This window comes from Amycolatopsis sp. CB00013 (genome assembly GCF_001905755.1).
Lineage (GTDB): Bacteria > Actinomycetota > Actinomycetes > Mycobacteriales > Pseudonocardiaceae > Amycolatopsis > Amycolatopsis japonica.
In genome coordinates this window covers 1,787,058-1,812,218 of record NZ_LIWC01000002.1, presented here as the reverse complement: position 1 = coordinate 1,812,218, position 25,161 = coordinate 1,787,058, and the positions used below count along the sequence as shown (strand labels likewise).

Here is a 25,161-nt window from a genome sequence, read left to right as displayed (position 1 = left end):
CGCCGATCCTCCCCATTGGCTCTATCCGCAAAGAAGGTATCCGAGTCGGGATCAGCGCAGCCAGTGACACCAGGGTGTGTCATCGGCACGTGATCTCCGGGCCGTACCGCACGATTGCGCACACCGAAGGTCAAGCCCGGACGGCGGGCGCGACGGAGTGCGGCAGGACGTCGCCGTCGGCGGGCCGCTCGACGACGACCTCGACGTCGTCGTCGAACCGGTACGGCCTGGCCAGCAGGAACCCGCCGAAATGCCGCCTCATCCTGGACATCTCCGCGCGGACGGTGACGGTGCGCCCGGCGTCGCCGAAGAGGTCGAGCGACAGTTCCGAGGCCGACCTCCCCTGACGATGGCGCGCGAGGACGTAGAGCATCTCCGCGTGCCGCGGGCTCAGCCGATGCGACCAGGTGCCTGCCGCGCCCGAGACGCGCAGCGTGCTTTCCCGCGACGATCTCAGATCGAGCACGACCCGGGTCGGCGACGCGTCCTCCTCCTCGGTGAGCCGGACGAGCCAGCCGCCGGGCAACGGCTCCAGCAGGCAATTGCCGTACGTCGGCAGCCAGGTGCGGCCGGGGGCGGCGTCGTTCGGCAGCGCGATCCGGCCGACCGGGACGAGCCCCGCCGAGGCCGCGATCCAGCCGTGCGGGTCGGTGATGACCGCCCGGCCCTTCACCTTGGCGAGCAGGGGCGTGGCCAGGCCGCGTAACCGTTCGAGATCCGAGAGGTGTGTGGTGCGCAGATGCGCTTCGGCGAGCTTCGCGACCGCGTCGACCAGGGCGAGGGTGGACGGATGCACGGTGGAGGCCGGTCCCGAGAGATCGACGGCGCCGAGCAGCCTGCCGTTCCTCGGATCGTGCAGTGGCGCGGCGGCGCAGGTCCAGTCGTGCTGGTTGCTGACGTAGTGCTCGGCCGAGTAGACCTGCACCGGATGCCTGGCGACCAGCGCCGTCCCGATGGCATTGGTGCCCGTGGCGGGTTCGTGCCAGTCCGCCCCTTCGACGAAGCCGAGCCCGTCGGCGCGACGGCGGACCGCGGTGCTGCCGTCGCGCCAGAGCACCCGGCCGTCGGCGTCGACGACGACCATGATGTGCGCGGCCTGCTCGGCGAGGCCGATCAGACCGCCGCGAAGGGCGGGGAGGACGGTCGCGAGGCCGCTGCCCCGACGCCGGGCTTCCAGCTGTTCCGGGGCGAGCGGAGGAGTCGGCGAGCCGTGGTCCGGGTCCAGGCCCAGCCGCCGCATACGCTGCCAGGACGCGCCGATCACCGCACGTGGCCTGCCCGGGAGCGTGGTCCCGGCGAGCGCGGCCTCGCGCACTTCGGCGAGGGCACGCGCGTGCCGCCGCGGATCCGCACCGACCGGCAGCGCCGCCTCGAGCTGCACCTGGCCTACTCCTTCTGCTCTGTTCAGGCCAGTGTGCCCGGGCGGACCGGGGAGCGGAAGGTCTCTGTGACCTGGGCTAGGGCAAGGGTGCGTCCGCCAGGCGGGGCGTGGGAAGGGCCGGCGTCGGTTTCCGGCCGAGCAGCAGGCCGGTCCGGGTGGCCTCGGCCATCACGGCGCGGACGTCGACGCACCACGGCCCGTCGGGTTTCAACTCGACGAAAGCGCTCTCTCCTGGTTTGAGCACGAAATGCGGCTGGCCGTCCAGCGCGATGGAACCGCCGCCCGCGGCGAGATCGACGCGGACCCCGGCTTCCAGCACGCTCCAGCCGCGTACACCCACCTCCCGCACCTCGCCGGGCGCGATCGGCGCCTGTACGACGTACGGCGTCTCGTCGACCGGTCCGAGCGAGACCGCGACACCGTCCACAGTGGACTTCGGGCTGGGACACAGCCGTCCTGGGATGCTCGACAGCCCGACCCCGTCCGGAACCGCGAAAGTGCAGTACAGCTCGGTCAGCGACGCGGGATCCCATCGGCTCTCCGAGCACACGCTGACGTCGATCAGCGCGATCTCGCGCCGGGCCTTCGTGACGACTTCGAGCACGGTGGCGCGGTTCGTGACCAGGTCCGTGTCCACCTGATGGGTGGCCACCAGCCCCGCGGCGAGCCCGGCGACGGCGGACTCGTCGGCGCCCCCGGCGGGCAGCATCAGCAGCGGGACGTCGCCACAGGCGGCCGCCGCGGCCCGCATCATGGTCGCGTTGCCCAGGCAGATGAGCACGCTCGCACCCGCGTCCACCATCCGGCGGACGGTGCCGATGATCTTGCCCGCGTCGGTCCACACCATCACGCGGCCGACGCCGGCCACCCTCAGTGCCGAACGCAGGCTCTGGATGTCACGCTCCGAAGCGGGGTTCGCCACGATCCCCGCAACCGCTTCGCCCACATGTCCTCCGCTGCCGCGCCAAGTCCCTACAAGGAAACGACTTCCGGGCCACGAAAGAAAGAGTTGCACGAGGTTGCATCACAAAGCCACCGCGAGTTCGGCGAGCGCCACGGACACCCCGTGGAGGACTCGTGGTGTCCCCCAGGAGGGGATGTGCCCGGTCGTCGGCGTCGTTAGCGTCGAGCCATGGACTCGTACGGCGCCTCTCTGGGGTGGGCGCTCCTCACCGGCCGCGACGCCGATCTCGAACCGCCGTCGGCCTGGTGGCGCGGGCCGGCCTGGGTCAAGGCCGTCCTCGCCGGCTCCGCGCTCGCGGTACTGCTGGGCCTGACCTACGGCTCGTGGGCGCGCTATCTCGGCGGCGGCAGTGTGCCGCTGATCTTCTTCCTGCTGATCCTGCAGATCACGCCGCCGTTGCTCGTCGTCCGCTTCCCGCTGACCGCCGTGCGGGTGGCCGCGGCGGGAATGATCAGCGCGATCATCGCGATCCTCTTCCCCGCCGACTACGCGCTGTTCGGCCCCACGCTGTCGGAATGGCCGTTGCAGGTACAGGTCCTGCCCTATCTGCCGGTGCTCGCGATGACGCTCGCCCGCACGAAGCCCGGGCAGGGCATAGGGATTTCGATCATCGCGGTGGCACTCGCCGTCGCGGTCGGCATCGCCTGGATACCTCGGGCGGGTACGAAGACCCTGGTGTGGTCGTTGGTCGTGGTGGCCGTGACCATCGTGGCGGGCTACGGGATGCAGCAACGCCGCCGGGCGCTGGAGCAGGCCGACGCGGCCGAGCGCACGACGGTCGAGGAGCGGACGAAACGGGCCACCTTGCAGGAACGCGCGCTGATCGCCAGGGAGTTGCACGACATCATCGGCCATCATCTCTCGCTGATCGCGCTGCGGACCGACAGCGCGCGCTATCGCGTCCCGGACGTGTCCGAGGCCGCGGCCGAGGAGTTCCACGCCATCGGGGTCGCGGCCAGGGAAGCGCTCGACGAAGCCAGGCGGCTGGTCGGGGTGCTGCGCGACACCGACGCCGAACCGGAACACGAGCCGCAGCCCGGGCTCGCGGAGGTGCCGTCGCTGATCGACGGCTGCCGGGCGTCCGGGATCGAGATCCGGGCGGAGATCGACGATGGGGACGGCATTCCCGCCTTGGTCGAACTGGCCGCGTACCGGATCCTGCAGGAGGCGCTGAGCAACGCGGCCCGGCACAGTCCGGGGGCGGGAGTGGACGTCGTGGTGCGGCGAGAACCGGACGCGCTCACGATCCTCGTCGAAAACGGGGCGCCGTCGAGGCCCGCGGCACCAACGGCGGGCGACGGCACCGGCCTTGCCGGGATCGCCGAACGCGTTACGCTGATCGGCGGCACCTACGAGGCCGGGCCGCGGCCGGACGGCGGTTTCCGCGTGGCCGTCGAACTGGATCTCCCGAGGGTGAGTGACGCGTGACGACCGTCTTCATCGTCGACGACCAGGCCCTCGTGCGGGAAAGTTTCGCCAGCCTGCTGAACGCGCAGCCGGGGCTGGACGTGGTGGGCCAAGCCGGCGACGGAATCGAGGCGCTCGCGGGTATTTCCGCCTTGGCGACGCGACCGGACGTCGTCCTGATGGACATCCGGATGCCGGTCATGGACGGCATCGAAGCGACGAGGCGGTTGCTCGAAGGCGACGATGCGAAGCCGAAGGTGATCGTCCTGACGACGTTCCATCTGGACGACTACGTCTACGAGGCACTGCGGGCGGGCGCGAGCGGATTCCTGTTGAAGGACGCGCCGTCCGCCGAGCTGATCAACGCCATCGAAGTGGTCGCCGCCGGCGAAGCGCTGCTCTCCCCCGCGGTCACGAAGCGGCTCATCGCGAACTTCGTGGCCACCGCTCCGGTTCCGCGGCCGTCCCCGGCGCGGTTCGACGTGCTCACCGAACGCGAGCGGGAAGTGCTGCGGCTGATCGCGAAAGGACGGTCCAATCCGGAGATCGCCGCGGATCTGGTGCTGTCGGCGCAGACCGTGAAGACGTATGTGGGCCGGATACTGGCGAAACTCGGGGTGCGGGACCGCGCTCAGGCGATCGTGCTCGCGTACGAGGCGGGACTCGTCTCCCCCGCGTGAAGAACGGTCCCGGAAAAGCAGCAGGGCCGCCTCCCCGAGGGGATGGCGGCCCTGCTTGGAAAACCTGGATCAGATCACGGTGACCGAGGTGGCCTGCGGACCCTTCGCGCCCTGCCCGATCTCGAACTCCACGCGGGCGTTCTCCTCGAGGGTACGGAAGCCGTTGCCCTTGATCTCGCTGTAGTGCACGAAGACGTCGCCGCCGCCGTTGTCGGGAGTGATGAAGCCGAACCCCTTCTCGGAGTTGAACCACTTCACAGTGCCCTGAGTCATAAAATCTCCATATGCAACACAAACAAACAGGAAGCCACGTCGGCAGCCCGGGTCATGACCAGACGGTTTGCTTCCCCGGAAACACGAGGAGACACTACGCCCGCTGAGTTCTGCGAGCGTGAACCAACACGAACACAAAAATCGAGACCTGGTGCAGTAAAGCACACCTCACGCAGGCCGACAAGCGCCATCACTCGGGTGTGCGCAGCCGCACTGCACCTTCGCCGACTGTACCCCTCCGACAGGAGGGGCGACCGGCCGGGCTATTCCCCGCTGGCCGCGCGCAGCGGCGCCTCGTTGCCGAACGGCGAGCGGCGCAACGCCTCCCGGTTCGTGGCCACGACGGCGATGTCGTGGGTCTCCGCGTCCGCGCTGAACAGCACCGGCACCACGCCGGAAACGGACTTGTCCTGTGGCTTCGCTTCGTCAGCCATGTTTTCTCCCAGTGTCAACACAACGCTCTAGGTACGTACTGCGTGCCAACAACCCCACCGGCCATTGCCCGGTCCATATCGGACTCTCGGTGTTGCCGCGATTGTGCCACGGCCGACCGACAAAATCCGGTGTCCGCGACCGAAAGTCGGCCGAGTCGTCACCTCGTTCCCACCCTTTGGGGCAGGTGAAGGCGGCACCACAAGGGTTTCTGTGTATCCCCTGAGAAAAAGTACCGCCCGGTAATCGGCGTGGCGGCCCCTACTGGCCGCCCTGTTGCTGCCTCGACGCGCCCAGCAGGCTCGTCAACCGGATGTCCGGCGTCACCACGTCCGGATCCGTCCGGATGTCGATCACACAAGGGCGTTGCCGCACCAGCGCGCTCGCGATGATCGGCTCCAGCTCTTCCCGATCGTCCACGGTGTACCCGGCGGCGCCGAGCCCGCGCGCCCACGACGCGAAGTCGGTGACGGGGACGGTGACCCCCGACAGCCGCCCGTGTTTGCGCGCCTGGTGCACGGCGAGCGGGCCGTGCAGTCCGTTCTGGAACACCAGAACGGTCACCGGTACCCGGTAGCGGACGGCGGTCTCGATCTCCTGCCCGGTCATCAGCGCGCCGCCGTCGCCCGCCATCGCGATCACCGTGCGGCGTGGTTCGGCGAGTTTCGCCGCGACCGCCGCGGGGACCGCGTAGCCCATGGCCGCGTTGCTCGGCCCGAGCTGGCTGCGCGGCGCGGTGAAACACCAGTAGCGGTGCATGAACTGGGCGAAGTTGCCCGCGTCGCTGGTAACGATCGCGTCTTCGGGCGCGAGCTTGCGCACCGCGCGGATGACGTCGGCGGGGTGGACGCGGGTGGCGCCGCTGGTGTCGGGCGGCGTCATGAAGGTGTGCACCGCCGCGTTCGCGGCCGACGCGCGCCGTTGCCGAGGCGAGGCGACATTGCGCAGTTCACGCAGGAAGGGCTCGACCTCGGAGTCGACCCGGAAGGTCAGGCCGCCGCGGCGGGCGGGCTCGATCCCGGTGCCGACCAGCACCAGCGTCTGCGACGGCGTCGGGTAACGGAAGGACTGGGTGGTGACCTCGTCGAGCTGCGTGCCCAGCGCGAGCACGAGGTCCGCGCGCTCCAGCGCGTCGAGCTGCCGAGCGGGGATGCCGATGCCGAGATGGCCGGCGTAGCGCGCGTGGTTCTCGGGAAAGGCGTCCTGACGGCGGAACGCGTTGTACACCGGCAGCGCGAGCTCGTCGGCGACGGCGATCAGCTCGTCGCGCGCCGCGCGGGCCCGGCCGCCGACGATCACCACCGGGTAGCGGGCCTCGTCGACCAGCTGCGCGACCGCCTCGGCGGTCCGGCCGAGCGCGCCGGTGGCCGGCGGCCGCACGGAGGCGACCGGTTTCGCCGAGTCGAACGGGACACCCCAGAAATCGGCGGGGACGGCGACGACGGTGGGGCCCGGCCGCCCCTCACGGCAGCGGGTCAGCGCCTCGACCAGCAGGCCGGGGACCTCGTCGGGGGATTCCGCGCGGCCGGTCCACTTCGAGATCGGCTCGAACATCGCGGTCAGGTCCGCGGTGGGCAGCTCGCTCGTCGGGCCGGGATCCTGCGGCGGGTTCTCCAGGAGGACGACCATCGGGCTCTCGTCCTGGTACGCCGTGGAGACGCCGATCGCGAGGTTCGCCGCGTTCGGGCCGCGGCCGGCGAGCAGGACCGCGGGATGCTCGGTGAGCTTGCCTTCGGCCTCCGCCATGAAGGCGGCGCCGGAGTCGTGCCTCGCCGAGACGAAGGTGATCGAGCGCTCGCGTTGCAGCGCGTCGAGCAGATCCAGGAAGGACTCACCCACCACCGCGTACACGCGGTGGATCTGCGCCTCGGTCAGGATCCGCACGGCCGTCTGGGCGACGGACGCTCCCGGTTGGTATCTAATGAGAAGAGCTTAGGCGGGCGGTGATCGGTGCCGTCAAGCGATCTTCCGATTCCGGCAACCCCGGAGCGGCGGAATGTCCGATATTCGGAACGTGTTCGAGCAAGGGAGCACGAAAACGTGACCTCAGCCACCGCCGGACGTGAAACTGTTTTCACTTACGGGGCGCCTGCCTTGAAGTACGGCACCGGGTCGAGCGATGAGATCGGCTACGACCTCACCCAGTACGGCGCTCGCCGGGTGCTCGTCCTGACCGACGCGGGTGTCGCCGCGACGGGCTGGCCACAACGGATCGCCGAAGGCATCGAGACCTATGGCATCGAAGCCGTCGTCTTCGACGGCGTGCATGTCGAGCCGACCGACGTCAGCATGCGGAAGGCCGTCGACTTCGCGCGGGGACAGGGCGAGTGGGACGCCTTCGTCGCCGTCGGTGGCGGGTCGGCCATCGACACCGCCAAGGCGGTGAACCTGTTGACCAGCAACGACGGCGACCTGATGGACTACGTCAACGCGCCGGTCGGCGGCGGCCGCGCCCCGAGCGCGCCGCTGAAACCGCTGGTCGCGGTGCCGACCACCACCGGGACGGGCTCGGAGAGCACCACGGTGTGCGTGCTGGACGTGTTGTCGCTGCGGGTGAAGAGCGGCATCAGCCATCTCCGGATGCGGCCGAGCCTCGCGGTGGTCGACCCGAGGCTCACGGTCTCGCAGCCGCCCGAGGTGACCGCCGCGAGCGGGATGGACATCCTTTGCCACGCCGCGGAAAGCTACACGGCCAAGCCGTACACCGAGTTCGACCGGAAGCGGCCGGAGGACCGGGTTCCTTACTGTGGCTCGAATCCGCTGGCCGACATGTTCGCCGAGCAGTCGCTGCGGTTGCTGTCGTGGGCGTTGCCCGCGGCCGTGCGCGACGGTTCCGACATGAAGGCGCGCGAGGCGATGGCGCTCGCGGCGACGTTCGCCGGGCTCGGTTTCGGCAACGCCGGGGTGCACATCCCGCACGCCAACGCGTATCCGATCGCCGGGCAGGTACGGGACTTCCATCCGTCCGGGTATCCGGGCGACGAAGCGATGGTGCCGCACGGGATGGCCGTCTCGCTGACCGCGCCCGCGGCGTTCCGGTTCACCTTCGACGCCGCGCCCGAACGGCACATCCGGGTGGCGCGGCTGCTCGCGCCGGATTACGAATGGCCGGGCGATCTGCGGGATCACCTGCCCGCGGTACTCGGCCAGATCATGCGGGAGATCGGGATCCCCAACGGGATCGGCGCCGTCGGCTACACCGAGTCCGATGTGGACTCTCTGGTTTCCGGCACGGTGAAACAACAACGGCTGCTGGCGACGGCGCCGCGCGAGGCGTCCGAAGCCGACCTCGCCGTCATCCTGCGGGAATCGGTGACGCTGTGGTGAACGCCGAGTATCCGCACTGGCAGACGGTTCCGTTGCGGTGGAAGGACAACGACGTCTACGGACACGTCAACAACGTCGTCCACTATTCGGTGATGGACACCGTGATCAACACCTGGCTGATCGAACGCGGCCGACTCGACATCGAGACCGGTGAGGTCATCGGGTTGTGCGTGGAATCCCAATGCAAGTACCACGCTTCGGTGTCGTTCCCGGGAGAACTCGAAGTCGGCCTGCGGGTGGGCCATCTCGGCCGGTCCAGCGTCCGCTACGAGGTCGGGATGTATTCGAAGGAGACGGTGATCGCGGAAGGTCACTTCGTGCACGTCTTCGTCGATCGTGAATCCCGGCGGCCGGTCCCCGTCGAGGGTCTACTCAGGAGCGCGCTGGAAGAACTGCGCACTGGGCTGGGGTAACCGCGGCGACCACGCGTGCATGAGCTGGGCGTAGCGCGTGGACCGGTCCATGAGTTCGAGGTGGGTGCCGAGGGCGGTTTCCTTGCCGTCCATCACCAGGACCCGGTCCGCGCGCAGCGCCGACGTCAGCCGGTGCGCGATCACCACCAGCACCCCGCCCCGCTCGGCGAACGCCCGTTCCGCGCGGGCTTCGGCGGGCGGGTCGAGGTGCGACGTCGCCTCGTCGAGGATGACGACGGTCGCGTCGCTCGCGTACACCCGGGCGAGCGCGATCAACTGCGCCTCACCGGCGGACAGCGTGCCGTGCCCGATCTCGCCGTCGAGCCCGCCCAGCCGCGTGACCAGCGGTTCCGCGCCGACGGCCCGCACCGCCGCCAGCAGTTCGCCGTCCATCGCGGTCTGCGCGAACAGACCGACGTTGTCCCGCACGGTCCCCGCGAAGACGTACGCCTCCTGCGGGATCAGCGCGACCATCCGGTGCCGCAGCGCCGCCGGGACCTCCCGGACCGGGACCCCACCGAGCAGCACCCGGCCGGCCTGCGGGGTGAGCATGCCGGTCAGGAGCCCGGCCAAGGTCGACTTGCCGATCCCGCTCGGCCCCACCACCGCGAGCCGCTCGCCGGGCCGCAGGTGCAGGTCGAGTCCGCGCACCACCGGTTGCGCGGCCGCGCCCCAGCTGAAGGTCAGGTCGCGCACGTAGATCGCGGTCCCGTCGGGTTCGGCCGTGCCGTCGGCCTCCGGCTCGGCCTCGGCGGTTTCGGCGAGCCGCCGCAGCGCGACGATCAGCCGCAGCACCACGGTGCTCGCGGTCGCGGCCAGCCCGCGCAACGCCGGCTGCATCGTCGTCGCCAGGTAGACCAGCGCGCCGAGCGCGGCACCGGCGGTGAGCACTCCGGCCTGGACCATGCCCGGCGCCACCAGCAACGCCAGGAGCAGCGGCACGAAACCGCCGGTCGCGATCACCACCGTCCGGGCCGCCCCGGACCGCGCCACCCGCACGGCCGCCTTGGCCTGCGTGTCGATGGCGTCGTAGAGCTCCAGCGCGGCCAAGGGTTCCGCGCCGCACGCGACGATGTCCCGCATACCGGACAACGACGCGCCCGCGACCTCGGCGGTCCGCTCGTCGGCCAGCGCGAGCGCGCGCTGACGCCGCGCCAGTGACGGGAGCAGGCAGGCGAACACGAGGACCGAGACCACCACCGGGATCGCGACGATCAACGCGAGCGAACCGGCGACGGTGAACAACCCGGCCAGCGCCGCCACCGTCGTCACGATCATCCCGCGCGCCTGCACCAGCAGTCCGGCCGTGGCGTCGCGTACCACCTCGACGTGCTGGGTGATGCGGGCGACGCCGCTGGCGTCCGGCTGATTGCGTGGCGGCGCCGGATCGTGCAGGACCCCGCGCACGACGGCGGTCACCAGCGCGTCGCGCAACGGCTCGACGACCTTGCCGAGCTGATGCCACACCAGCCGCGAACCGAACGCGCCGATCACGGCGACCAGCCCGAAGACCGCGAGCCAACGCAGTCCGGTGCCTGGCCGATCCGCGGCAAACCCCTCGTCAACCGCGAGTTCGACCAGGCGACCGGACAAGAACGCGGGCGCGCTCTCCAGTACGGAGCAGGCCAGCAGCACCAGCCCGCCGCGCCACTGCCCGGCCAGCGCCGAGCGGTAGAGCCCCCAGACGCTCATTGCGCACCCTCGGTGAAGACCGCGCGATAAGCCGGAGTCCGCCACAGCTCGTCGTGGGCGCCGACAGCCCGGACGCGGCCGTCTTCCAGCCACACCACCGTGTCCGCCCGCGACGCGGTGGCCGCGCGATGCGTCACCACCACCCTGGTCCTGCCGGGCAGCGTGCGTTCGATCGCCTCCTCGACGGCGGCTTCGGTGACCGTGTCGAGACTGGCGGTGGCGTCGTCGAGGATGAGCACCCGCGGCGCGTGCGCGATCGCGCGCGCCAGCCCGATCCGCTGCGCCTCCCCGCCGGAGAGCGGGGTTTCCCTGAGCGGCGTCCGGTAGCCGTCCGGCAGCCGGACGATCAGGTCGTCGACCTGCGCGGACCGGCAGGCGGCGCGCACGGCGGCCTCCCCGGCCCACGAGCCGTAGCCGACGGCGTCGCCGATCGTCGCGCCGAGCAGCGCGGGCCGCTCGAAGGCGAACCCGACGACCGCGCGGAGCTCGTACGGCCGCAGCTTCTCCAGCGGACGGCCGTCGAGCGTCGCCGTCCCCTCGTCCGGGGTCAGCAGCCCACCGAGGACGTTGACCAGCGCGGACTTCCCCGAACCGGACCGCCCGACGACCGCGGTGAACCGGCCGCCCCGCACGAGCAGGTCGACGTCGCGCAACGCGCCCTCGACGGTGACGCCGCGCAGTTCGAGCGTGCCCCGCCCGGGGACGACGCCGAGGTCACCCGGTTCGGGGACCGGCGCCTCCAGCACCTCGGTGATCCGTCGCGCACACGACCGCGCGCGGGAAAGTGTGGTGAGCAAGGGAATCTGCGTGATCAGGCCCATGCCGAGGGCGACGTAGCCGAGGGCCGCGAGGACCTGGCCGACGGTCAGCCTGCCTTCCAGCACGCCGAAACCGGCGGCGGCGAGCACCGCGAGCTCGACCGCGGGCAGCAGCAGACCGGACCGCCACACCATCCGGGCCTGCGTGCGCCACATCCCGCGTCCGGCGAGGCTCAGCTTCGGCAGCGGCCGCAGCACACGGTCGGCTTCGCGGTCGGCGGTGCCCGACGCGGCGATCGTGCGGAGCCCGGCGACGGCGTCGACCATCCTCGCCGCGAGCTCGCCGGACACCTCTTGATAAGTGAGGACGTCGTCGGCGGTGTTCTTCAGGTGGGTGCGCGCGAGCATCAGGCCGAACGGGATGCTGCCGAGGAAGACGAGCGCGAGCCGCCAGTCCATCAGCGCGAGCAGGACGACGGCCCCACCGGAGATGAGGGTGGTCGACCCGAGCTGCACGACGACGGAGGCGACCAGTCCCGCGCCGGTGCAGTCACCGGTGAGCCTGCTGATCGCGTCACCGTCGGCGAAGGTCGATCGGGTGCCGAGCGCGAGATAGCGGTCAGCGAGTTTGCGGCGCAACCAGGCGGTCGCGGACGCGGTCATCCGCGCGGTGAGGATGCCGCCGATCAGGCCGACGGCGATCTCGGTGACGCCGAGGACGATCAGCCAGGTGACCTCGGGCAGGCTGGGCCGTCCGGCGACGACGGCGTCGACCGCGGCGGCGAGCGCGCCGGGCAGGAGCAGCCCCGCCGCCGTCCCGGCGAGCGCGCTGAAGATCAGCGCGATCAGGCGGGGGCGATCCAGTGCGGTCACCGTGACCAGCAACCGATCGGCGGAACCCGCCATCCCACTCCTTAGTCCTGGTGACCCCGCGACCGCGATCGACGTCGGCAGGGCCGTTGACACGAAATGCCGAGGTGGGCGAACAGAGTGCCCTGCCACCGCGATAGCGGGGCCTCCGGCCGGGCGGGGTCGCGTTCGGGCTGATCAAGGCGGCGCGACCTCAGCTCCGCCTCCCACTCCTCACACCGTGATCCCAACGAGATGAACCGGAAGGCAAAATGAAGACGCGGGAGCGGCGCACTTGGCCTGTGCCGCTCCCGCGCCTTCAGTGCTCAGCCGTGACTCAGTGGCAGGTCAGCAGGCTGACGGTGCTGTTCGCGCAGGAGGCCAGCAGGCTGAGGTTGCTCGCGCCGCCGTGGCTGCCACCGCCGCCACCTTCGAGAACCTCGGGGGCTTCCAGGGCCTGCAGGTCGAGAACCAGTTCCATGGTGTTCCCTTTCACTAGTTACCTCTTGGTCCGCCGTCCTCATCGGACGGCAGTTCGGGAGGACAGGAAAGGCAGCGCGGCCTTCCCGTCCAGGGTGGCGGCCAAGGCGAGCAGGACGCCCGCGCCGCCGGTGACGACGTCCATCGACAGCCGCAGCAGCTGGTTGCCGGGGAACGCCAGGCCGCCCTTGTACGGCACCGCGTACCAGGCCAGCCGGGAAAGATGCAGGTCGATGGCGTCGCGGACGCGCTGGTCCGGTTCGGCGCCCATGGCCAGCGCGGTCATCAGCCCGCCCCTGCCGAACAGCAGCCCGGGGTGGATGACGAACTCGCCGCGGCACGCTTCACGCAGGCCGGGAAGGCTCTTCAGCGCCTTCGCGTCGGGACGGTGCTTCGCCAGTTCCTCGGCGACCATGAGGATCCCGGCGCTGCCGACACCCACGTAGGGCAACGTCCGGGTCTCGCCGTCGCGGACCTGCAGCGAGCCGTCGTCGGACTCGACGCATTCCTCGATGTCCCGCTCCAGCGCCTGGTCGGCGAAGGACAGCCAGCCTTCTTCGCGGGTGCGTTCGAACAGCCGCACGAACAGCAGCGCCGGACCGGACCAGCCGTTGAGCAGCCCTGCGCGGCCGAAGTCGCCAGGCGGGTCGGCGATCTCGAGCGCTTCGGCGAGCCGGACGGCGGTGGCGAGCGCCTGCCTGCCGAACTCGTTGTCCTTACGGGCAACCGCGAAATGCAGCTGAGTGAGCCCGATCCCGGACAGGCCGCCTTCCAGACCGTGGTCGGTGGTCTGCTCGACCAGCGTCGTCGACGCCGTCAAGAGCTTGGTGGCCTCTTCGCGGTAACCGAGCTCTTCGAGGACGTATGCGATCCCGTACGAGCCGTCGTAGAACCCCGGCCGTCCGGGCGGATCGCGGCGGATCGAGTCCAGCAGCCAGCGTTCGTGCGCGGGATGCCGCTCGCCGCTGACCGCTTTCAACGCGTGGAGGACGCCGGCCGCGCCGTAGCCGAAACACGCTCCGCCGACGCGGAACTGCTCGATGTCGCCGGGGAAGAGCCGGTCGGTGCGCTCGGGGGTCGCGCTGGCGAGGATCGCCTCGGTGATCTGCTTGCGGACCAGCGCCCAGTCCGGTCGTTCCTGGTCCAGCTCGGTGGCGCTCGTGAGCGGCGGCACGTTCCGGGGTGCGAGCTCCGCGACGATCGAGTCGGCGTAGCCCTCCGGGACGTCGAAGCGCTGCTGGACGAAGTCCGCGAGCCCGCGCAGTTTCGCCGGGGCGAGTTCGAGGAGCGTCGTGAGCGGCAGGAAGATCCACAGCTTCAGGACGGCGAGCGCGTACTCGTCGACCTCGAACCCGTTCCGGTCCCTCGGCGCGCGGAAGCCGGGCGCGCCGAGCGCGGGCCGGGTGCCGCTTTCGACGTCCGAAGCCATCTCGAAGTCGATCAGGGAGACCGCGTCGTCGTCCCCGTCCACGAGGATGTTCAGCGAGTGCAGGTCGCCGAAGACGATCCCGCGTTCGTGCACCTCGCCGACCATCGCCTCCACCCGCCGGACCAGCGCCAGCGCGCGTTCGGTGTACGCGGCGATGTCGGCCTCGGTGGTGTCGCGCCGGGTGAGCGGGTAGTTGCGGGCCAGCCAGTTGCCGAGCGAGACGCCGGGCATGTACTCCATCGCCAGGAAGTGGTGCTCCCAGACGGTGAAGCGGTCGTAGGCGGTGGGGATGCCGTCGATGCCCTTCAGCCGCTCCAGCACCTCGTGCTCACGGCGGAGGCGTTCGACGGCGTCGACCTCGTCGCGGTCCAGGCCGGCGAACGGCCTGGCCTCCTTGAGGACCACTCGTTCGTCGTCGGCCTTCCGGTCGGCGAGGTACACGCCGCCGCCGTTGGAGAAGTGCAGAGAACTTTTCACCTGATAGGGGAACTGATCCGCTCCGCCGCTCTTGCGAGCTGCGAGATGAGGCGCGAGGAACTCCGGAATCGTCACCCAGTCGGGTACGGAGAAGGTCGGTTCGCGCTTGTCCGGGACCAGCGTCCCGTCCGGTTTGCGTATCGCGAGGACCCGCTTGCCGTCGAGTTCGACCCATTGCTCGGCGAATCCGCCGTAGCGGACGTAGAGCGGGCCGGCACCATACCGAAGATCACTGAGAATGTACGCGCCGGGCTCGCCGTCGAGCTTCGCCGACAACGCCGCGAGAACACGCTCCAGCTCGTTGTTGTCAGCCGGATAAAGAGTCAGTAACTTACCGCTTCCGTCACGCGGAGCGTATTTCGAATTCCTGGCCAGCAGGGTCGTCCGCGAACGCAGATGCTTGTACGACACGGCGTGCTCGACACAATGCTCGTGCACCTTCACGAGCACCCGCTCGGCGTTGCCCAAACCTGCCGATACGTGGATTTTCCAGCCCTGCAAGGGAAGGTTTCGAGCAACAGGGTGCAGTAACCGCCACACTCCGCGCACTCCGGTGCGCCAGCCGTCCCCAGGAGCGGGCAACAGGGAGGCGAAATCGTCGGCGGCGTCCCCGGTTTCCCGCTGTTCATCGAAGAACAGTGGATCGGCGAAGCAATACGCTTCGTACCGGACGTCCATCGAGCGCCCCCTCCTTGGCACCAATCGGATGGGCCATGTGCACCATCGCGATGCAGAATATTCCACCCGCCGGACCCCGAACGGCCAATCCGCCATATCGGGGGTTCGGATGGGCTGTTCAGGGACGTGAATTCGAAAACTACCGAATGGTAGGGGTACCCAGCGTGAGATCAACTCGGATTCCAACCACCCGGTCGGTGTGTAACAGGAACGCACCGGTGCCGTAATCCCAGGTCGAGGCACCGAACGCAATAATGCGCAAGGAAATTGACAGTGCGCCAACCGGCCGCGTTTCGTGATCTATTCACCCGAGGTCTGGACCACTGCCGGGCCCGTGGCGCCCGCCACGCGGCCCACCGGTCGCCCGTCGGCGATGATCGGCCCGGAGGTACGTTGTCGCCGGTGGAGCGGGTAAGGAGGCCGACGTGATCACAGGGTTCGCGGTGACCGTCGCGATCTGCGCGACGCTGGTCGCGGCGTGGAGTTTCGTCCAGGCTGCGCGCAAGAAGTTGCCGGACAACGCACTGCTCGCCGGCCTCGCCGTGATCGAAGTGCTCCTGGTGGCCCAGCTCGTGATCGGTGTCGTCCTGCTGATCGGCGGCGGCCGCCCCGGCAGCATGGCCACCTATCTCGCCTACCTGATCGGCTGCCTGGTCGTGCTCCCGCTCGGGACGTTCTGGGCGCTGGCCGAGCGCACCCGGGCGAGCACCGCGATCCTCGGCATCGCGTGCCTCGCCATCCCGGTGATGGTGCTCCGGCTGCACGAGGTGTGGGCGGGCGCCAGTGCCTGAAGAAACCGAGGAGAAGACGGTGGACACCGCGACGGACAAGGCCTCCGGCCCGGGACGGATCCTGGTCGCCGTGTACGCGATCTTCGCGCTGGCGGCGACCTCGCGCGCCGCCGTGCAGATCAGCACCAAGTTCCACGAAGCCCCGCTGGCCTACGCCCTCTCCGCGTTCGCGGCCGTGGTCTACCTGCTGGCCACCGTGGCGCTGGCCCGCCGCGGCGCGGGCTGGTGGCGGATCGCGCTGATCGCCTGCGCTGTCGAACTGCTCGGCGTGCTGACCGTCGGCACGTTCAGCCTTTTCGACCGCGAGGCCTTCCCCCACGCCACCGTGTGGTCGGTGTACGGGCAGGGCTACCTCTTCATCCCGCTGGTGCTGCCGGTGATCGGGTTGTTCTGGTTGCGGCGGACGAAGCCCTGACGGACAGCGTGCCGCTCACTTCTCGAAGCAGCCTTTTTCGTTGAGCGGGCCGAACGTCGGCAGGACCAGCCCGCACAGGTAGCCGTCGATCCAGCGGCCGTTGCCCGCGACGTTGGTGAGCACCCGGATCGCCGGCGCGAACGCGGCGATCCCCTTGGCCAGCGAATCCTGATTGCGCTGGAGCATCGACGTCAGCCGGTCGAGTTGTTCGAGCACCGGCCCCAGCTGCCCGTCGTTGTCGGCGATGATGCCGTCGAGCGCGGTCGCGAGCCGTTTCGAGCCGTCGAGCAGGTCCTTGATCGCCTGCTGCCGGGTGGAGATCGCGCGCAGCAGCGCGTTGCCGTCCTGGATCAGCCGCTGGGCCTCGGTGTCGCGGTCGACGAGGGTCTGCGAGACCTGCCGCGTGTTCGCGACGAGCGTCCGGAGCTGCCGATCCCGGGAAGCGATGGTGCCGGAGAGCTTCGTGATCCCGTCGAGCGCGGAGCGGACGTCGGCGGGCGTATCGGCGAAAGTCGCCGAAATCGTGTCGAAGCTTCTCGCCAGTTGGCCGACGTCGATGGCGTCGACGGTTTTCGACAAATCCCGAAACGCTTCAAGGACGTCATACGGCGCGGTGGTCCGCCGCAGCGGGATCGGGTCTCCGGGATCGAGGATCGCTTCGCCACGCGGGTCGAGCGCCAAATACTTCTGTCCCAGGACGTTCTTGATCTGGATGGACGCGCTCGTGGCGTCGCCGACCCAGGCGTCCTTCACCCGGAAGGAGACGAGCACGCGATCGCCTTCGAGGTCGATTTCGGAAACCTTGCCGACCTTCACCCCGGCGATCCGGACGTCGTTGTCGGCGCGCAGTCCGCCCGCGTCGGAGAATTCGGCGGAATACGTCGTGCCGCCGCCGATCACCGGCAAAGCGTCGGCGTTGAGCGCCGCCGCCATGCCGAGGGCCATCGTGGTGAGCCCGGCGAGCGCCACCTTGACCGGATCCACCGCGCCGAAGGACCTCATCGTCTCACCTCGCAGGTCACGAGCGGCAAAGCTTAGGGGCCGCTCTTGCCCATCGCCAGGCGAAACGTTGCACCGATCGGGTGGCAACGTCTGTCCACTGTGGACGCTAAGGGGTGTCGAGCCGGACTTCGTAATGGAGCGTCTTGTACTTCTTCAGCCGATGGAAGAGCGGGACGAGGAAGCCGTGCAAGAGCCGATGTTTCCTCGCCAGGAGGGTGGCCGCGTGCCGCGCCTCGGCGCCGTCGAGCAGGCGGACCCGCGCGTTCACGGGCTCCCCGGTCGGGACGCCACGGAACGTCGACGGGGCGATCTCGACCCGCGGATCGTTGCGCATCCGTTTGGCCTTCCACGCCGCGTCATACGTCCGGATGTACGCGTGATCGCCTTCGACGGCGATGTTGATCGGCGTCCCGATGGGTGTCCCGTCCCGTTTGAAGGTCTTCAGCAAGATCGTCTTCTGGGCGGTGAATTCGGTGAGCTGCTTAGTCATGTCATGAGGACGAAGCCGCCACGCGAAACGTGACGGGCTACCGCCAGAGCTCGTTCGCGGTCCCCCGCGCGACATGCTCCTCGTAGACCTCGACCTTCCGGCTGATCAGTTCCAGGCAGTCGGCCAGTTCGGCGATCCGGTCGCGGACGGTGTTCTGGTGTTCCCGCAGCAGTTCGAGCCGCTTTTCCTCGTTTCCCGGCCCTTGGCGGACGAGTTCGGCGAATTCGCGGATGACGGCGAGCGGCATTCCGGACGCCCGGAACTTGGTGCAGTTCAGCAGCCAGTCGACGTCGTGTTCGGTGTACACGCGGCGCCCGTTCGCGTCCCGTTTCACCGGTGCCGCGAGCAGCCCTTCCTTCTCGTAGAAGCGAAGCGCGTGGACGCTGAGGCCCGTCCGCTCGGTGACCTGGCCGATCGCGAGTTCCGTCACCGGACCGACGATAGCGCCTTGACCTAGAGAGCCCTCTAGCTCTTAGCGTCCGCCTCATGACCACCGCACAACACAAGATCGGCTCCGGCTTCGGCCCGCGCAGCACGGCCGAAGAAGTACTGAACGGCATCGACCTCTCCGGCAGGCTCGCCCTCGTCACCGGCGGATATTCGGGACTGGGCTTGGAAACCACGCGGGCACTGGCGAACGCCGGCGCGCATGTCGTCGTCCCCGCGCGCCGTCCGGCCGACGCCGAGGCCGCCCTCGCCGGGATCCCCGGCACCGAGGTCGGCGAGCTCGACCTGGCCGATCTGGCGAGCGTCGAGTCCTTCGCCGGCCGCTTCCTCGGCACCGGCCGCCCGATCGACATCCTGATCGCGAGCGCCGGGATCATGGCCGCGCCGGAACGGCGGGTCGGCCCCGGCTGGGAGTCGCATTTCGCGATCTGCCACCTCGGTCACCACGCCCTGGTGAACCGGCTTTGGCCCGCGCTGAAGGCCGGCGGCGGCGCGCGCGTCGTCACGGTGGCCTCGTCCGGCCATCACTCGTCGCCGATGCGCTGGGACGACGTCCAGTTCGAGCGCGGCTACGACCGCTGGCTCGCCTACGGCCAGGCCAAGACGGCGAACGTGCTGTTCGCCGTGCACCTGGACAAGCTCGGCACCGAACACGGGATCCGCGCGTTCAGCCTGCATCCGGGCGCCATCCTCACTCCCCTCCAGCGGCATCTGCGGCCGGAGGAGATGGTCGAGCGCGGCTGGATCGACGAGCACGGGAACCAGGCCGACCCGGAGTTCAAATCGCCGGAGCAGGGCGCGGCCACCCAGGTCTGGGCGGCGACGTCGCCGCGGCTCGATGGACTGGGTGGGCTCTACTGCGAGGACTGCGACGTCGCCGAGATCGCCGCTGAGGAGGGCGAGTGGGTCGGCGTGCGCCCGTACGCGATCGACGCCGGTGAGGCCGAGCGGCTGTGGAAGTTCTCCGCCGGCCTCACCGGGGTCCCCCTCGGCTAGTTCCAGAACTTGATCTCCGGGTTGTCCGCCACCGGCCCGTCGAGCAACGGCTGGTGCCCGCCGCGCAGGTTCGCGTCGAAGAACGCCGAGACGTACGCCCTGGTCAGCTGCATTCCGCGCTCGCCACCGAGCAGGCCGGGCTTGGTCAGGCCGAGCTGTTCACCGAGGACGCCGACGTCGGTGAAGGACGCGTGCCCGGCCGTCGCGACGCTGATCCAGCGCTTCCAGCCGGTGAGGTTCGGCCAGCTGCCCGCCCAGGTCGTGTCCGGGCCGGCCGGGGTGTACTCGCTTTCGCGGCCGAGCAGCAGGAACGGCCGGTCGATACCGGACGCGGGGATCGGCGACCACAGCCTGCCGTCCATGTCGACGCCCGCCCGGATCCGCTGGTCGTCGACCATCGCGGTCGGCGCACTGTAGCCGCCGATGGAATGGCCCGCCATCCCGATCCGCGTCCGGTCGATCAGCCGGGCCCAGCGCGAGGAAGGCTTGGTCAGGGTGTCGAGCACGAAGGAGACGTCCGCGGAGCGGATCGGCGGGAGCAACATGGAATCGGATCCGCAGGCGGCGCATTCGGTGACGTGCCCGTCGGGGAACGCGGTGCCGTGGGACTCGTAGTTGTGGCCGATCAGCGCGACCACGAAACCCTTGCTCGCCAGGTCTTCCGCCAGGCCGGTGAGCGTGGTGCGCGGTTTGCCGAATCCCGGCGACAGGACGACGAGCGCGTGCCTCCCCGGCAGCGGCGGGGCGTCGACCCTGGCGCTGGTCCGGAGCCCGGAGAGCAGCCCGGGGTCGACGTCGGGCAGGCCCGATTCGGTCAGGAACGCCTTCGCCTCGGCCGAGGTGAGGTAGGGCCGTTTCGCGCCGAACGGCACCAGCGCGGGGTAGAACATCGACACCATCAGCTCGCGCGGCCCGGTCGGCACCCAGGGGTCCTTGCGCGAAGAGTCGATCAGATGCAGATCGCTGGAGCCGACGGGATGCGAGCCGGTCGGCGGCGGCAACTTCAGTCGTGGAGCCGCCGCGGCCGGGCTCGCCAAGGACACCATGCCGGCGAGGGCGACCAGCGCGACGAGAAGCCTTCTCATGAGGATTCCGTTTCTGTCGGGGATCTTCCTGCGTCCAGCCTGGGACCCGCCGCCGTATTCGCGCGTCTGCCGCAGGTCGTATCCCGATGTCTGTCGCGAGAGGGATCCGCGAGGCCCCGATCCGGGATTACGCTCGGCCGGTGCTCTCCTTCCTCAGGAACCACCCGAAAGCCGTGGACATCGGGCTGACCGTGCTCATCGGACTGTCCACTGTGGTCTCGGCCGACGATCCGGAGGGCTTCGACTGGTGGCTGACCTCCTTGGTGTCCTTGGCTTCCCTGCTCGTCCGGCACCGCAATCCCACGATCACCTTCGCGACCGGCGCGACCGTCTCACTCCTGCATCTGGCCATGGGCAACGATCTTCGCCCGGTCGACGTCGTGGCCTTGATCGGCCTCTTCTCCGTCGCGGCGTGGGGGTCGCGACGACTTTCGTTCGCCCTGCTGGCGGCGAGCCTGCTGGTCGCCGGAGCGTGGGCGATCCACGCCGCCGACGCGAATACGCGGGAACCGGCTCCGCCACCGCCGCGGATCATCATCATCGATCGGCTGGCACCTCCCGGACCCGAAGACGACCAGGTGCAGGACTGGGGCGGTTTCGCCGGCATCGGGTTGTCGCTCGCGGTGGCGTGGCTCGCCGGGCTGAACACACGGCAGCGCCGGATCCGCCTTTCGGTGCTGGAACAGCGGGCCGCCGACCTCGAACGCGAGCGGGACACCCAGGCCGCGCTGGCCGTGGCCGCCGAACGCGGCCGCATCAGCCGCGAGCTGCACGACGTCGTCGCGCACGCGCTTTCCGTGGTGGTGTTGCAGGCGCAGGGCGCCCAAGCCGAACTGGAACGGCGGCCGGAACGGGCGCGGGAAGCGCTCGACGCCATCGTCGGCACCGGGCGGACCGCGTTGGGCGAGATCCGGCGCCTGCTCGGCGCGCTCGGCCAGGACGAGCCCGATTGGGAGCCCCAGCCGGGCGCGGAACGCCTGCCGCGGCTGGCCGCCGACATCCGTTCCGCGGGGACGCCGGTCGAGTTCCTGGTCGAAGGGGAACCCCGCCCGCTTTCGTCCACAGTGGACTTGGCGGCGTACCGGATCGTGCAGGAAGCGCTGACGAACGTCCTGAAACACGCCGGTCCGGCGGCGTCGGTGACTATCGTGATGCGGTATGGGCCCGAGACGCTGGAGATCGAAGTGACCGACGACGGCATCGCGACGGAAGAGCCGTCCGGCGCCGGGCACGGCCTCGAGGGCATGCGTGAGCGGGTGAACGTCCTGGGCGGCACCTTCGACGCGGGACCGCGTCCGGAGCGCGGCTTCGTCGTCCGCGCGACCCTGCCGTCATGACCATCCGGGTGGTCATCGCCGACGACCAGTCGCTCGTGCGCACCGGCCTGCGGATGATCCTGGACAACGCGGACGACATCGACGTCGTCGGCGAGGCGGGTGACGGGGCGGAGGCCGTCGCGCTGGTGGCGGACCTCGATCCGGACGTGGTGCTGATGGACATCCGGATGCCCGAGATGGACGGCGTCGAGGCCACCGCCGCGATCGCCGCGGCCCACCGTGCCCGCGTCCTGGTGCTGACCACGTTCGACCTGGACGAATACGTCTACGCCGCGCTCCAGGCCGGGGCCAGCGGCTTCCTGCTCAAGGACGCGCTGGCGCCGGATCTGCTCTCCGGCGTCCGCGTGGTCGCCTCCGGCGAGGCCACTCTCGCGCCGACCGTCACCCGGCGGCTGCTCGACCGCGTCGTCACCGGCCTGCCCGCGGCGCCGCCGGACGACCGGCTCGCCCTGCTCACCGGACGGGAGAACGAGGTGCTGCAGCAGCTGGCCAGGGGCCTGTCCAACGCCGAGATCGCCGAACTGCTGTTCCTCTCACCGGGGACGGTGAAAACGCACGTCGGCCGCATCCTCACGAAGCTCGGCCTCCGCGACCGCGTCCAGGCGGTCGTGTTCGCCTACGAATCCGGGCTGATCAGCCGCTGACCGCGGCGGGCGCGCGCCAGTGCTTGCCGCGGCGGGGCCGCCGGTGCTGGCCACGCCTGCCGAGATCACCGAGGGCGTCCAGAGGCCGCGCGGCGAATTCCTCGGCCGTGATGCCCATCCGCACCAGATACTTGATCTCGCCGCGCACGACTTCGGTGTCGCGCAGCCTGCCTTCCTCGCGGAAGCCGAGGCCGCCGTGCAGCGAGAGCGACGCGAGGTTGCCGCCGTAGACGCTGACCTCGCATTTGCGGAAGCCGCGCTGTCCGAACATATGCGCCAGCAGGACGGTGATGGCGTCCGTGGCGTAGCCGCAGCGCTGGTGGCGCGGCGCGATCCCGATGCCGTAGCCGAACCGGCCGGTCGCCGGGTCGGCGCCGATGGTGCAGACCGAGCCGACCAGCATGCGGCCGCGCACGGTCTCGATACCGAAGTGGATGTCGTCGCCGGCGGACCCCGAACGGTGCGAAGCCCAGTGCCGGTGCCCGCCGCCGATCAGCGGCGTCGCCTCGCGGGCCATGTCGCGGTCGAAGCCCATCAGGACCCGGCGGTCCCGGAGGCCGACCTCGCGCAACCGCACCTTCCGCCCGACCTGCTCGGGCTCCAGGGCGGAGCGGCTCACCGCGTCCGGCCGCACGGGTGCTCACGAACGATCACAAGCATGCTTCGACGATATCGGTAGCCGAAACGCCCGAAGGCCCCCACCCGGTACGGATGGAGGCCTTCGGCGTGAAGAAAGTCAGATGGCGACGACGCGCTGGGCCTGCGGGCCCTTCTGACCTTGGCCGATCTCGAACTCGACGCGCTGCCCCTCGTCCAGGGACTTGAAACCGCTGCCCTGGATCTCCGAGTAGTGCACGAAAACGTCCGGTCCGCCGTCGTCCTGAGCGATGAAGCCGAAGCCCTTTTCGCCGTTGAACCACTTAACGCTGCCCTGAGCCATACTTTTTTACCTGCTCTTCATAGCGAGTCTGAGCCCATTCGATGCCCCGATCTCGCCGTCCATTGTCGCAGGTCTTGCCCGTTTGCACACGCTGCCATCCCGAACCGGGTCATTTCCCCAGGTCAGCGTCGACCTTCCCGGCCGCTTGACCTTGACCCTGCGTCAGGGTCGGAGCCTTGCCGCATGACGAACACACCCCCTGTCGGAGGACTCCAGGAGATCGACGAGCACCGCCTTTTCGTGCACCGATCGGGTGAAGGTGGGCCCGCCGTCGTGTTCTTGCCGGGCGCCGGTGCGGTCGGCCTCGACTACTTCGGCGTCCAGCAGGAGGTCGCGCGGTTCACCACCGCCGTGGTGTACGACCGCGGCGGGACGGGCCACAGCGACGCCCTCCCCCTGCCCCGCACCGCCGCCGCGGTCGCCTCGGAACTGCGCGAGCTGCTGGTCAGCCTGGACATTCCCGCCCCGTACGTGCTGGCGGCGCACTCGCTCGGCGGCCTCTACGCGCACCGGTTCGCGCAGCTCTATCCGCGCGACGTGGCCGGGCTGGTCTTCCTGGACGCCCTCCATCCCGACTGGGACGACTTCATGCCGCCCGAGGCGAGCCTGTCGGCGGCCGGGCGGCCGTCACCCGGTCCGGATCGCGCCGCCCTTCGCGCGATGTACGCCGAGCTGCGCGAGGACTACCCGGAAGACGTGCGCGAGGCGCTCGTCGACGCCAAGGTGAGCGACGAGTGGCTGCGCATCGGCGCCGCGGAGCGCACCGGCCTGGTCGCGCTCGCCACCGAACTGCGAGCCGGGCCGGAGCTGCCCGACGTCCCGGCGATCGCGCTCACCGTCGTCGCGCATCCGCCGCAGGAGATCGACGAGGCCAAGCTGAAGATGGACGCGGCCCGGGTCGGCGGGTTCTCCCGAGGGGAGCAACGCGTCCTCAACGACACACTGCATCATCGGCTCTGCTTCGATCGCCCTGACGCGGTGGTCCAGGCGATCCGCGACGTCGTCGACGGCATTTAGGCTCAAGAAGAGGAGGACGGGTGCTCACGATCGGCCAGCTCGCGGCGACCGCGGGCGTGACCGTGCGCACCGTCCGCCACTACCACCACATCGGCCTCCTGCCCGAGCCCGAACGGGACGCCTCCGGTTACCGCCGCTACACCGCGCAAGCGGCGGTGGACCTCATCCGGATCAGGACCCTCGCCGACGCCGGGGTCCCGCTGGCCCGCGTCGACGCGCTGCTGCACGCGGAACCCGCCGAGTTCGCCGCCGCCATTTCCGACATCGACGCCGAACTCCGGCGCAAGATCGACCGGCTCGCCGAAAACCGGCTCCGGATCGCCGAACTGACCGGCGGCGAGCGGCTCGTCCTGCCGCCCGACGTGGTCGCCTTGCTGGAGCGGATGCGCGGCCTCGGCGTCAGCGAGCAGCGGGTGCTGCTCGAACGCGACGCATGGATCCTGATGCGGGCGCTGGATCCCCGCGCCGTACCGGAACGGGTGCGGGAGAAGAACGCCGCCTTCGACGATCCCGAGACGCTCCGCGTGTACCTCGCGTGCGATCAGGCCGTCGGATGGGACCCGCGTGATCCGCGCCTGGACGCGCTCATCGACGACCTGGACGCCTGGGCGGTCGAACACGAGCGGCGGGGTGGCCGTCCGGGGTACGGCGAGCTGGTGGTTTCCCGTGTCTCCGAGGCTTCCCCTGCGTGGCAACGCGTTGTCGGCGAACTCGCCCGGCGCCGCGCCGAGCGCGGATAGTTCAGAGTCCCCGGCCG

26 protein-coding genes are annotated in these 25,161 nt (G+C 70.0%); 11 read left to right on the top strand and 15 right to left on the bottom strand.

From position 1 onward, the window contains the following. Positions 1-130 precede the first annotated feature (130 nt). Complete coding sequence (locus tag AMK34_RS18790; RefSeq protein WP_174492073.1) at positions 131-1,381, bottom strand: GAF domain-containing protein; 1,251 nt, start codon at positions 1,379-1,381, stop codon at positions 131-133. A gap of 76 nt (positions 1,382-1,457) precedes the next feature. Beyond that, the gene (locus AMK34_RS18785; protein ID WP_051972704.1) at positions 1,458-2,327 is read right to left on the bottom strand and encodes an ATP-NAD kinase; all 870 of its coding nucleotides are present in this window, start codon (positions 2,325-2,327) and stop codon (positions 1,458-1,460) included. Positions 2,328-2,513: 186 nt separating this feature from the next. Between AMK34_RS18785 and AMK34_RS18780 the strand changes: the two genes are divergently transcribed. Both AMK34_RS18780 and AMK34_RS18775 read left to right on the top strand, forming a co-directional pair. Continuing rightward, positions 2,514-3,773: a sensor histidine kinase gene (locus AMK34_RS18780; protein ID WP_073846135.1), complete on the top strand. Its 1,260-nt coding sequence runs from the start codon at positions 2,514-2,516 to the stop codon at positions 3,771-3,773. Then, entirely contained in the window at positions 3,770-4,432 is a 663-nt protein-coding gene (locus tag AMK34_RS18775; protein ID WP_073846134.1) for a response regulator, read from the top strand. The genes AMK34_RS18780 and AMK34_RS18775 overlap by 4 nt, the downstream gene beginning before the upstream one ends. 69 nt (positions 4,433-4,501) lie before the next feature. Here AMK34_RS18775 and AMK34_RS18770 read toward each other — a convergent pair whose 3' ends face one another. The 3 genes from AMK34_RS18770 to AMK34_RS18765 form a co-directional block, all read right to left on the bottom strand. Further along, entirely contained in the window at positions 4,502-4,705 is a 204-nt protein-coding gene (locus AMK34_RS18770) for a cold-shock protein (RefSeq protein WP_005163378.1), read from the bottom strand. A gap of 263 nt (positions 4,706-4,968) precedes the next feature. After that, positions 4,969-5,139 carry a hypothetical protein gene (locus tag AMK34_RS43195; protein WP_162836881.1) on the bottom strand — a complete coding sequence of 57 codons (171 nt, stop codon included), beginning with the start codon at positions 5,137-5,139 and terminating at the stop codon, positions 4,969-4,971. 259 nt (positions 5,140-5,398) lie between these two features. Beyond that, positions 5,399-7,060 (bottom strand): thiamine pyrophosphate-binding protein, encoded by a 1,662-nt coding sequence (locus tag AMK34_RS18765; RefSeq protein ID WP_255355312.1) that lies wholly within the window; start codon positions 7,058-7,060, stop codon positions 5,399-5,401. Between the two features lie 171 nt (positions 7,061-7,231). Here AMK34_RS18765 and AMK34_RS18760 point away from each other — a divergent pair, with 171 nt between their 5' ends. Both AMK34_RS18760 and AMK34_RS18755 read left to right on the top strand, forming a co-directional pair. Beyond that, positions 7,232-8,464, top strand: a complete 1,233-nt coding sequence (locus AMK34_RS18760; RefSeq protein WP_038520332.1) for a hydroxyacid-oxoacid transhydrogenase — start codon at positions 7,232-7,234, stop codon at positions 8,462-8,464. Continuing rightward, positions 8,458-8,877, top strand: coding sequence for an acyl-CoA thioesterase (locus tag AMK34_RS18755; protein WP_073846133.1), 420 nt, complete (start codon positions 8,458-8,460; stop codon positions 8,875-8,877). Before AMK34_RS18760 ends, AMK34_RS18755 begins: the two co-directional genes overlap by 7 nt. On the opposite strand, the gene AMK34_RS18750 is transcribed toward AMK34_RS18755, so the two are convergent. The 4 genes from AMK34_RS18750 to lanKC form a co-directional block, all read right to left on the bottom strand. Beyond that, positions 8,833-10,569 carry an ABC transporter ATP-binding protein gene (locus AMK34_RS18750; RefSeq protein ID WP_038520334.1) on the bottom strand — a complete coding sequence of 579 codons (1,737 nt, stop codon included), beginning with the start codon at positions 10,567-10,569 and terminating at the stop codon, positions 8,833-8,835. The two genes, AMK34_RS18755 and AMK34_RS18750, sit on opposite strands and share 45 nt — an antisense overlap. Beyond that, positions 10,566-12,233, bottom strand: coding sequence for an ABC transporter ATP-binding protein (locus AMK34_RS18745; RefSeq protein ID WP_073846132.1), 1,668 nt, complete (start codon positions 12,231-12,233; stop codon positions 10,566-10,568). The genes AMK34_RS18750 and AMK34_RS18745 overlap by 4 nt, the downstream gene beginning before the upstream one ends. Positions 12,234-12,513: 280 nt before the next feature. Continuing rightward, positions 12,514-12,657, bottom strand: coding sequence for a SapB/AmfS family lanthipeptide (locus AMK34_RS42700; RefSeq protein ID WP_123798255.1), 144 nt, complete (start codon positions 12,655-12,657; stop codon positions 12,514-12,516). 39 nt (positions 12,658-12,696) lie between these two features. Beyond that, the gene (gene lanKC, locus AMK34_RS18740; protein WP_073846131.1) at positions 12,697-15,240 is read right to left on the bottom strand and encodes a class III lanthionine synthetase LanKC; all 2,544 of its coding nucleotides are present in this window, start codon (positions 15,238-15,240) and stop codon (positions 12,697-12,699) included. Between the two features lie 425 nt (positions 15,241-15,665). Between lanKC and AMK34_RS18735 the strand changes: the two genes are divergently transcribed. After that, the gene (locus AMK34_RS18735; protein ID WP_073846130.1) at positions 15,666-16,031 is read left to right on the top strand and encodes a hypothetical protein; all 366 of its coding nucleotides are present in this window, start codon (positions 15,666-15,668) and stop codon (positions 16,029-16,031) included. Then, a complete protein-coding gene (locus AMK34_RS18730; RefSeq protein WP_198941682.1) occupies positions 16,024-16,446 on the top strand; it encodes a hypothetical protein in 423 nt (140 codons plus the stop codon). Before AMK34_RS18735 ends, AMK34_RS18730 begins: the two co-directional genes overlap by 8 nt. Before the next feature lie 15 nt (positions 16,447-16,461). Here the strand turns inward: AMK34_RS18730 and AMK34_RS18725 are convergent, their stop codons facing one another. The 3 genes from AMK34_RS18725 to AMK34_RS18715 all read right to left on the bottom strand — a co-directional run bounded on the left by AMK34_RS18725 (position 16,462) and on the right by AMK34_RS18715 (position 18,368). Further along, positions 16,462-17,448, bottom strand: coding sequence for an MCE family protein (locus tag AMK34_RS18725; RefSeq protein ID WP_073846129.1), 987 nt, complete (start codon positions 17,446-17,448; stop codon positions 16,462-16,464). A gap of 106 nt (positions 17,449-17,554) precedes the next feature. After that, positions 17,555-17,938 (bottom strand): PPOX class F420-dependent oxidoreductase, encoded by a 384-nt coding sequence (locus AMK34_RS18720; RefSeq protein WP_073846128.1) that lies wholly within the window; start codon positions 17,936-17,938, stop codon positions 17,555-17,557. Positions 17,939-17,975: 37 nt separating this feature from the next. Next, positions 17,976-18,368 (bottom strand): MerR family transcriptional regulator, encoded by a 393-nt coding sequence (locus AMK34_RS18715; protein ID WP_038520341.1) that lies wholly within the window; start codon positions 18,366-18,368, stop codon positions 17,976-17,978. Positions 18,369-18,424: 56 nt separating this feature from the next. Here AMK34_RS18715 and AMK34_RS18710 point away from each other — a divergent pair, with 56 nt between their 5' ends. Beyond that, complete coding sequence (locus tag AMK34_RS18710; RefSeq protein ID WP_073846127.1) at positions 18,425-19,381, top strand: SDR family NAD(P)-dependent oxidoreductase; 957 nt, start codon at positions 18,425-18,427, stop codon at positions 19,379-19,381. Here AMK34_RS18710 and AMK34_RS18705 read toward each other — a convergent pair. After that, positions 19,378-20,466 (bottom strand): alpha/beta hydrolase family protein, encoded by a 1,089-nt coding sequence (locus AMK34_RS18705; RefSeq protein ID WP_073846126.1) that lies wholly within the window; start codon positions 20,464-20,466, stop codon positions 19,378-19,380. The genes AMK34_RS18710 and AMK34_RS18705 overlap by 4 nt on opposite strands. 140 nt (positions 20,467-20,606) lie before the next feature. Between AMK34_RS18705 and AMK34_RS18700 the strand changes: the two genes are divergently transcribed. Both AMK34_RS18700 and AMK34_RS18695 read left to right on the top strand, forming a co-directional pair. Beyond that, positions 20,607-21,803 carry a sensor histidine kinase gene (locus AMK34_RS18700; RefSeq protein ID WP_073846125.1) on the top strand — a complete coding sequence of 399 codons (1,197 nt, stop codon included), beginning with the start codon at positions 20,607-20,609 and terminating at the stop codon, positions 21,801-21,803. Continuing rightward, positions 21,800-22,447 (top strand): response regulator, encoded by a 648-nt coding sequence (locus tag AMK34_RS18695; protein ID WP_038520348.1) that lies wholly within the window; start codon positions 21,800-21,802, stop codon positions 22,445-22,447. The genes AMK34_RS18700 and AMK34_RS18695 overlap by 4 nt, the downstream gene beginning before the upstream one ends. On the opposite strand, the gene AMK34_RS18690 is transcribed toward AMK34_RS18695, so the two are convergent. Then, positions 22,437-23,081, bottom strand: a complete 645-nt coding sequence (locus AMK34_RS18690; RefSeq protein ID WP_073846124.1) for a GNAT family N-acetyltransferase — start codon at positions 23,079-23,081, stop codon at positions 22,437-22,439. The genes AMK34_RS18695 and AMK34_RS18690 overlap by 11 nt on opposite strands. A 102-nt stretch (positions 23,082-23,183) precedes the next feature. After that, a complete protein-coding gene (locus AMK34_RS18685; RefSeq protein WP_005149851.1) occupies positions 23,184-23,387 on the bottom strand; it encodes a cold-shock protein in 204 nt (67 codons plus the stop codon). 183 nt (positions 23,388-23,570) lie between these two features. Here AMK34_RS18685 and AMK34_RS18680 point away from each other — a divergent pair, with 183 nt between their 5' ends. Further along, complete coding sequence (locus AMK34_RS18680) at positions 23,571-24,404, top strand: alpha/beta fold hydrolase (RefSeq protein ID WP_073846123.1); 834 nt, start codon at positions 23,571-23,573, stop codon at positions 24,402-24,404. A gap of 20 nt (positions 24,405-24,424) precedes the next feature. Beyond that, positions 24,425-25,144, top strand: coding sequence for a MerR family transcriptional regulator (locus AMK34_RS18675; RefSeq protein ID WP_038520354.1), 720 nt, complete (start codon positions 24,425-24,427; stop codon positions 25,142-25,144). Positions 25,145-25,161: the final 17 nt, after the last annotated feature.

What these genes read in the sequence shown, in the direction of transcription:
- lanKC (WP_073846131.1), bottom strand. Translation starts at nt 15,240, where the DNA reads ATGGACGTCCGGTACGAAGCGTATTGCTTCGCCGATCCACTGTTCTTC.
- AMK34_RS18710 (WP_073846127.1), top strand. Translation starts at nt 18,425, where the DNA reads ATGACCACCGCACAACACAAGATCGGCTCCGGCTTCGGCCCGCGCAGC.
- AMK34_RS42700 (WP_123798255.1), bottom strand. Translation starts at nt 12,657, where the DNA reads ATGGAACTGGTTCTCGACCTGCAGGCCCTGGAAGCCCCCGAGGTTCTC.
- AMK34_RS18705 (WP_073846126.1), bottom strand. Translation starts at nt 20,466, where the DNA reads ATGAGAAGGCTTCTCGTCGCGCTGGTCGCCCTCGCCGGCATGGTGTCC.
- AMK34_RS18770 (WP_005163378.1), bottom strand. Translation starts at nt 4,705, where the DNA reads ATGACTCAGGGCACTGTGAAGTGGTTCAACTCCGAGAAGGGGTTCGGC.
- AMK34_RS18725 (WP_073846129.1), bottom strand. Translation starts at nt 17,448, where the DNA reads ATGAGGTCCTTCGGCGCGGTGGATCCGGTCAAGGTGGCGCTCGCCGGG.
- AMK34_RS18680 (WP_073846123.1), top strand. Translation starts at nt 23,571, where the DNA reads ATGACGAACACACCCCCTGTCGGAGGACTCCAGGAGATCGACGAGCAC.
- AMK34_RS18720 (WP_073846128.1), bottom strand. Translation starts at nt 17,938, where the DNA reads ATGACTAAGCAGCTCACCGAATTCACCGCCCAGAAGACGATCTTGCTG.
- AMK34_RS18750 (WP_038520334.1), bottom strand. Translation starts at nt 10,569, where the DNA reads ATGAGCGTCTGGGGGCTCTACCGCTCGGCGCTGGCCGGGCAGTGGCGC.
- AMK34_RS18780 (WP_073846135.1), top strand. Translation starts at nt 2,514, where the DNA reads ATGGACTCGTACGGCGCCTCTCTGGGGTGGGCGCTCCTCACCGGCCGC.
- AMK34_RS18695 (WP_038520348.1), top strand. Translation starts at nt 21,800, where the DNA reads ATGACCATCCGGGTGGTCATCGCCGACGACCAGTCGCTCGTGCGCACC.
- AMK34_RS18685 (WP_005149851.1), bottom strand. Translation starts at nt 23,387, where the DNA reads ATGGCTCAGGGCAGCGTTAAGTGGTTCAACGGCGAAAAGGGCTTCGGC.
- AMK34_RS43195 (WP_162836881.1), bottom strand. Translation starts at nt 5,139, where the DNA reads ATGGCTGACGAAGCGAAGCCACAGGACAAGTCCGTTTCCGGCGTGGTG.
- AMK34_RS18745 (WP_073846132.1), bottom strand. Translation starts at nt 12,233, where the DNA reads ATGGCGGGTTCCGCCGATCGGTTGCTGGTCACGGTGACCGCACTGGAT.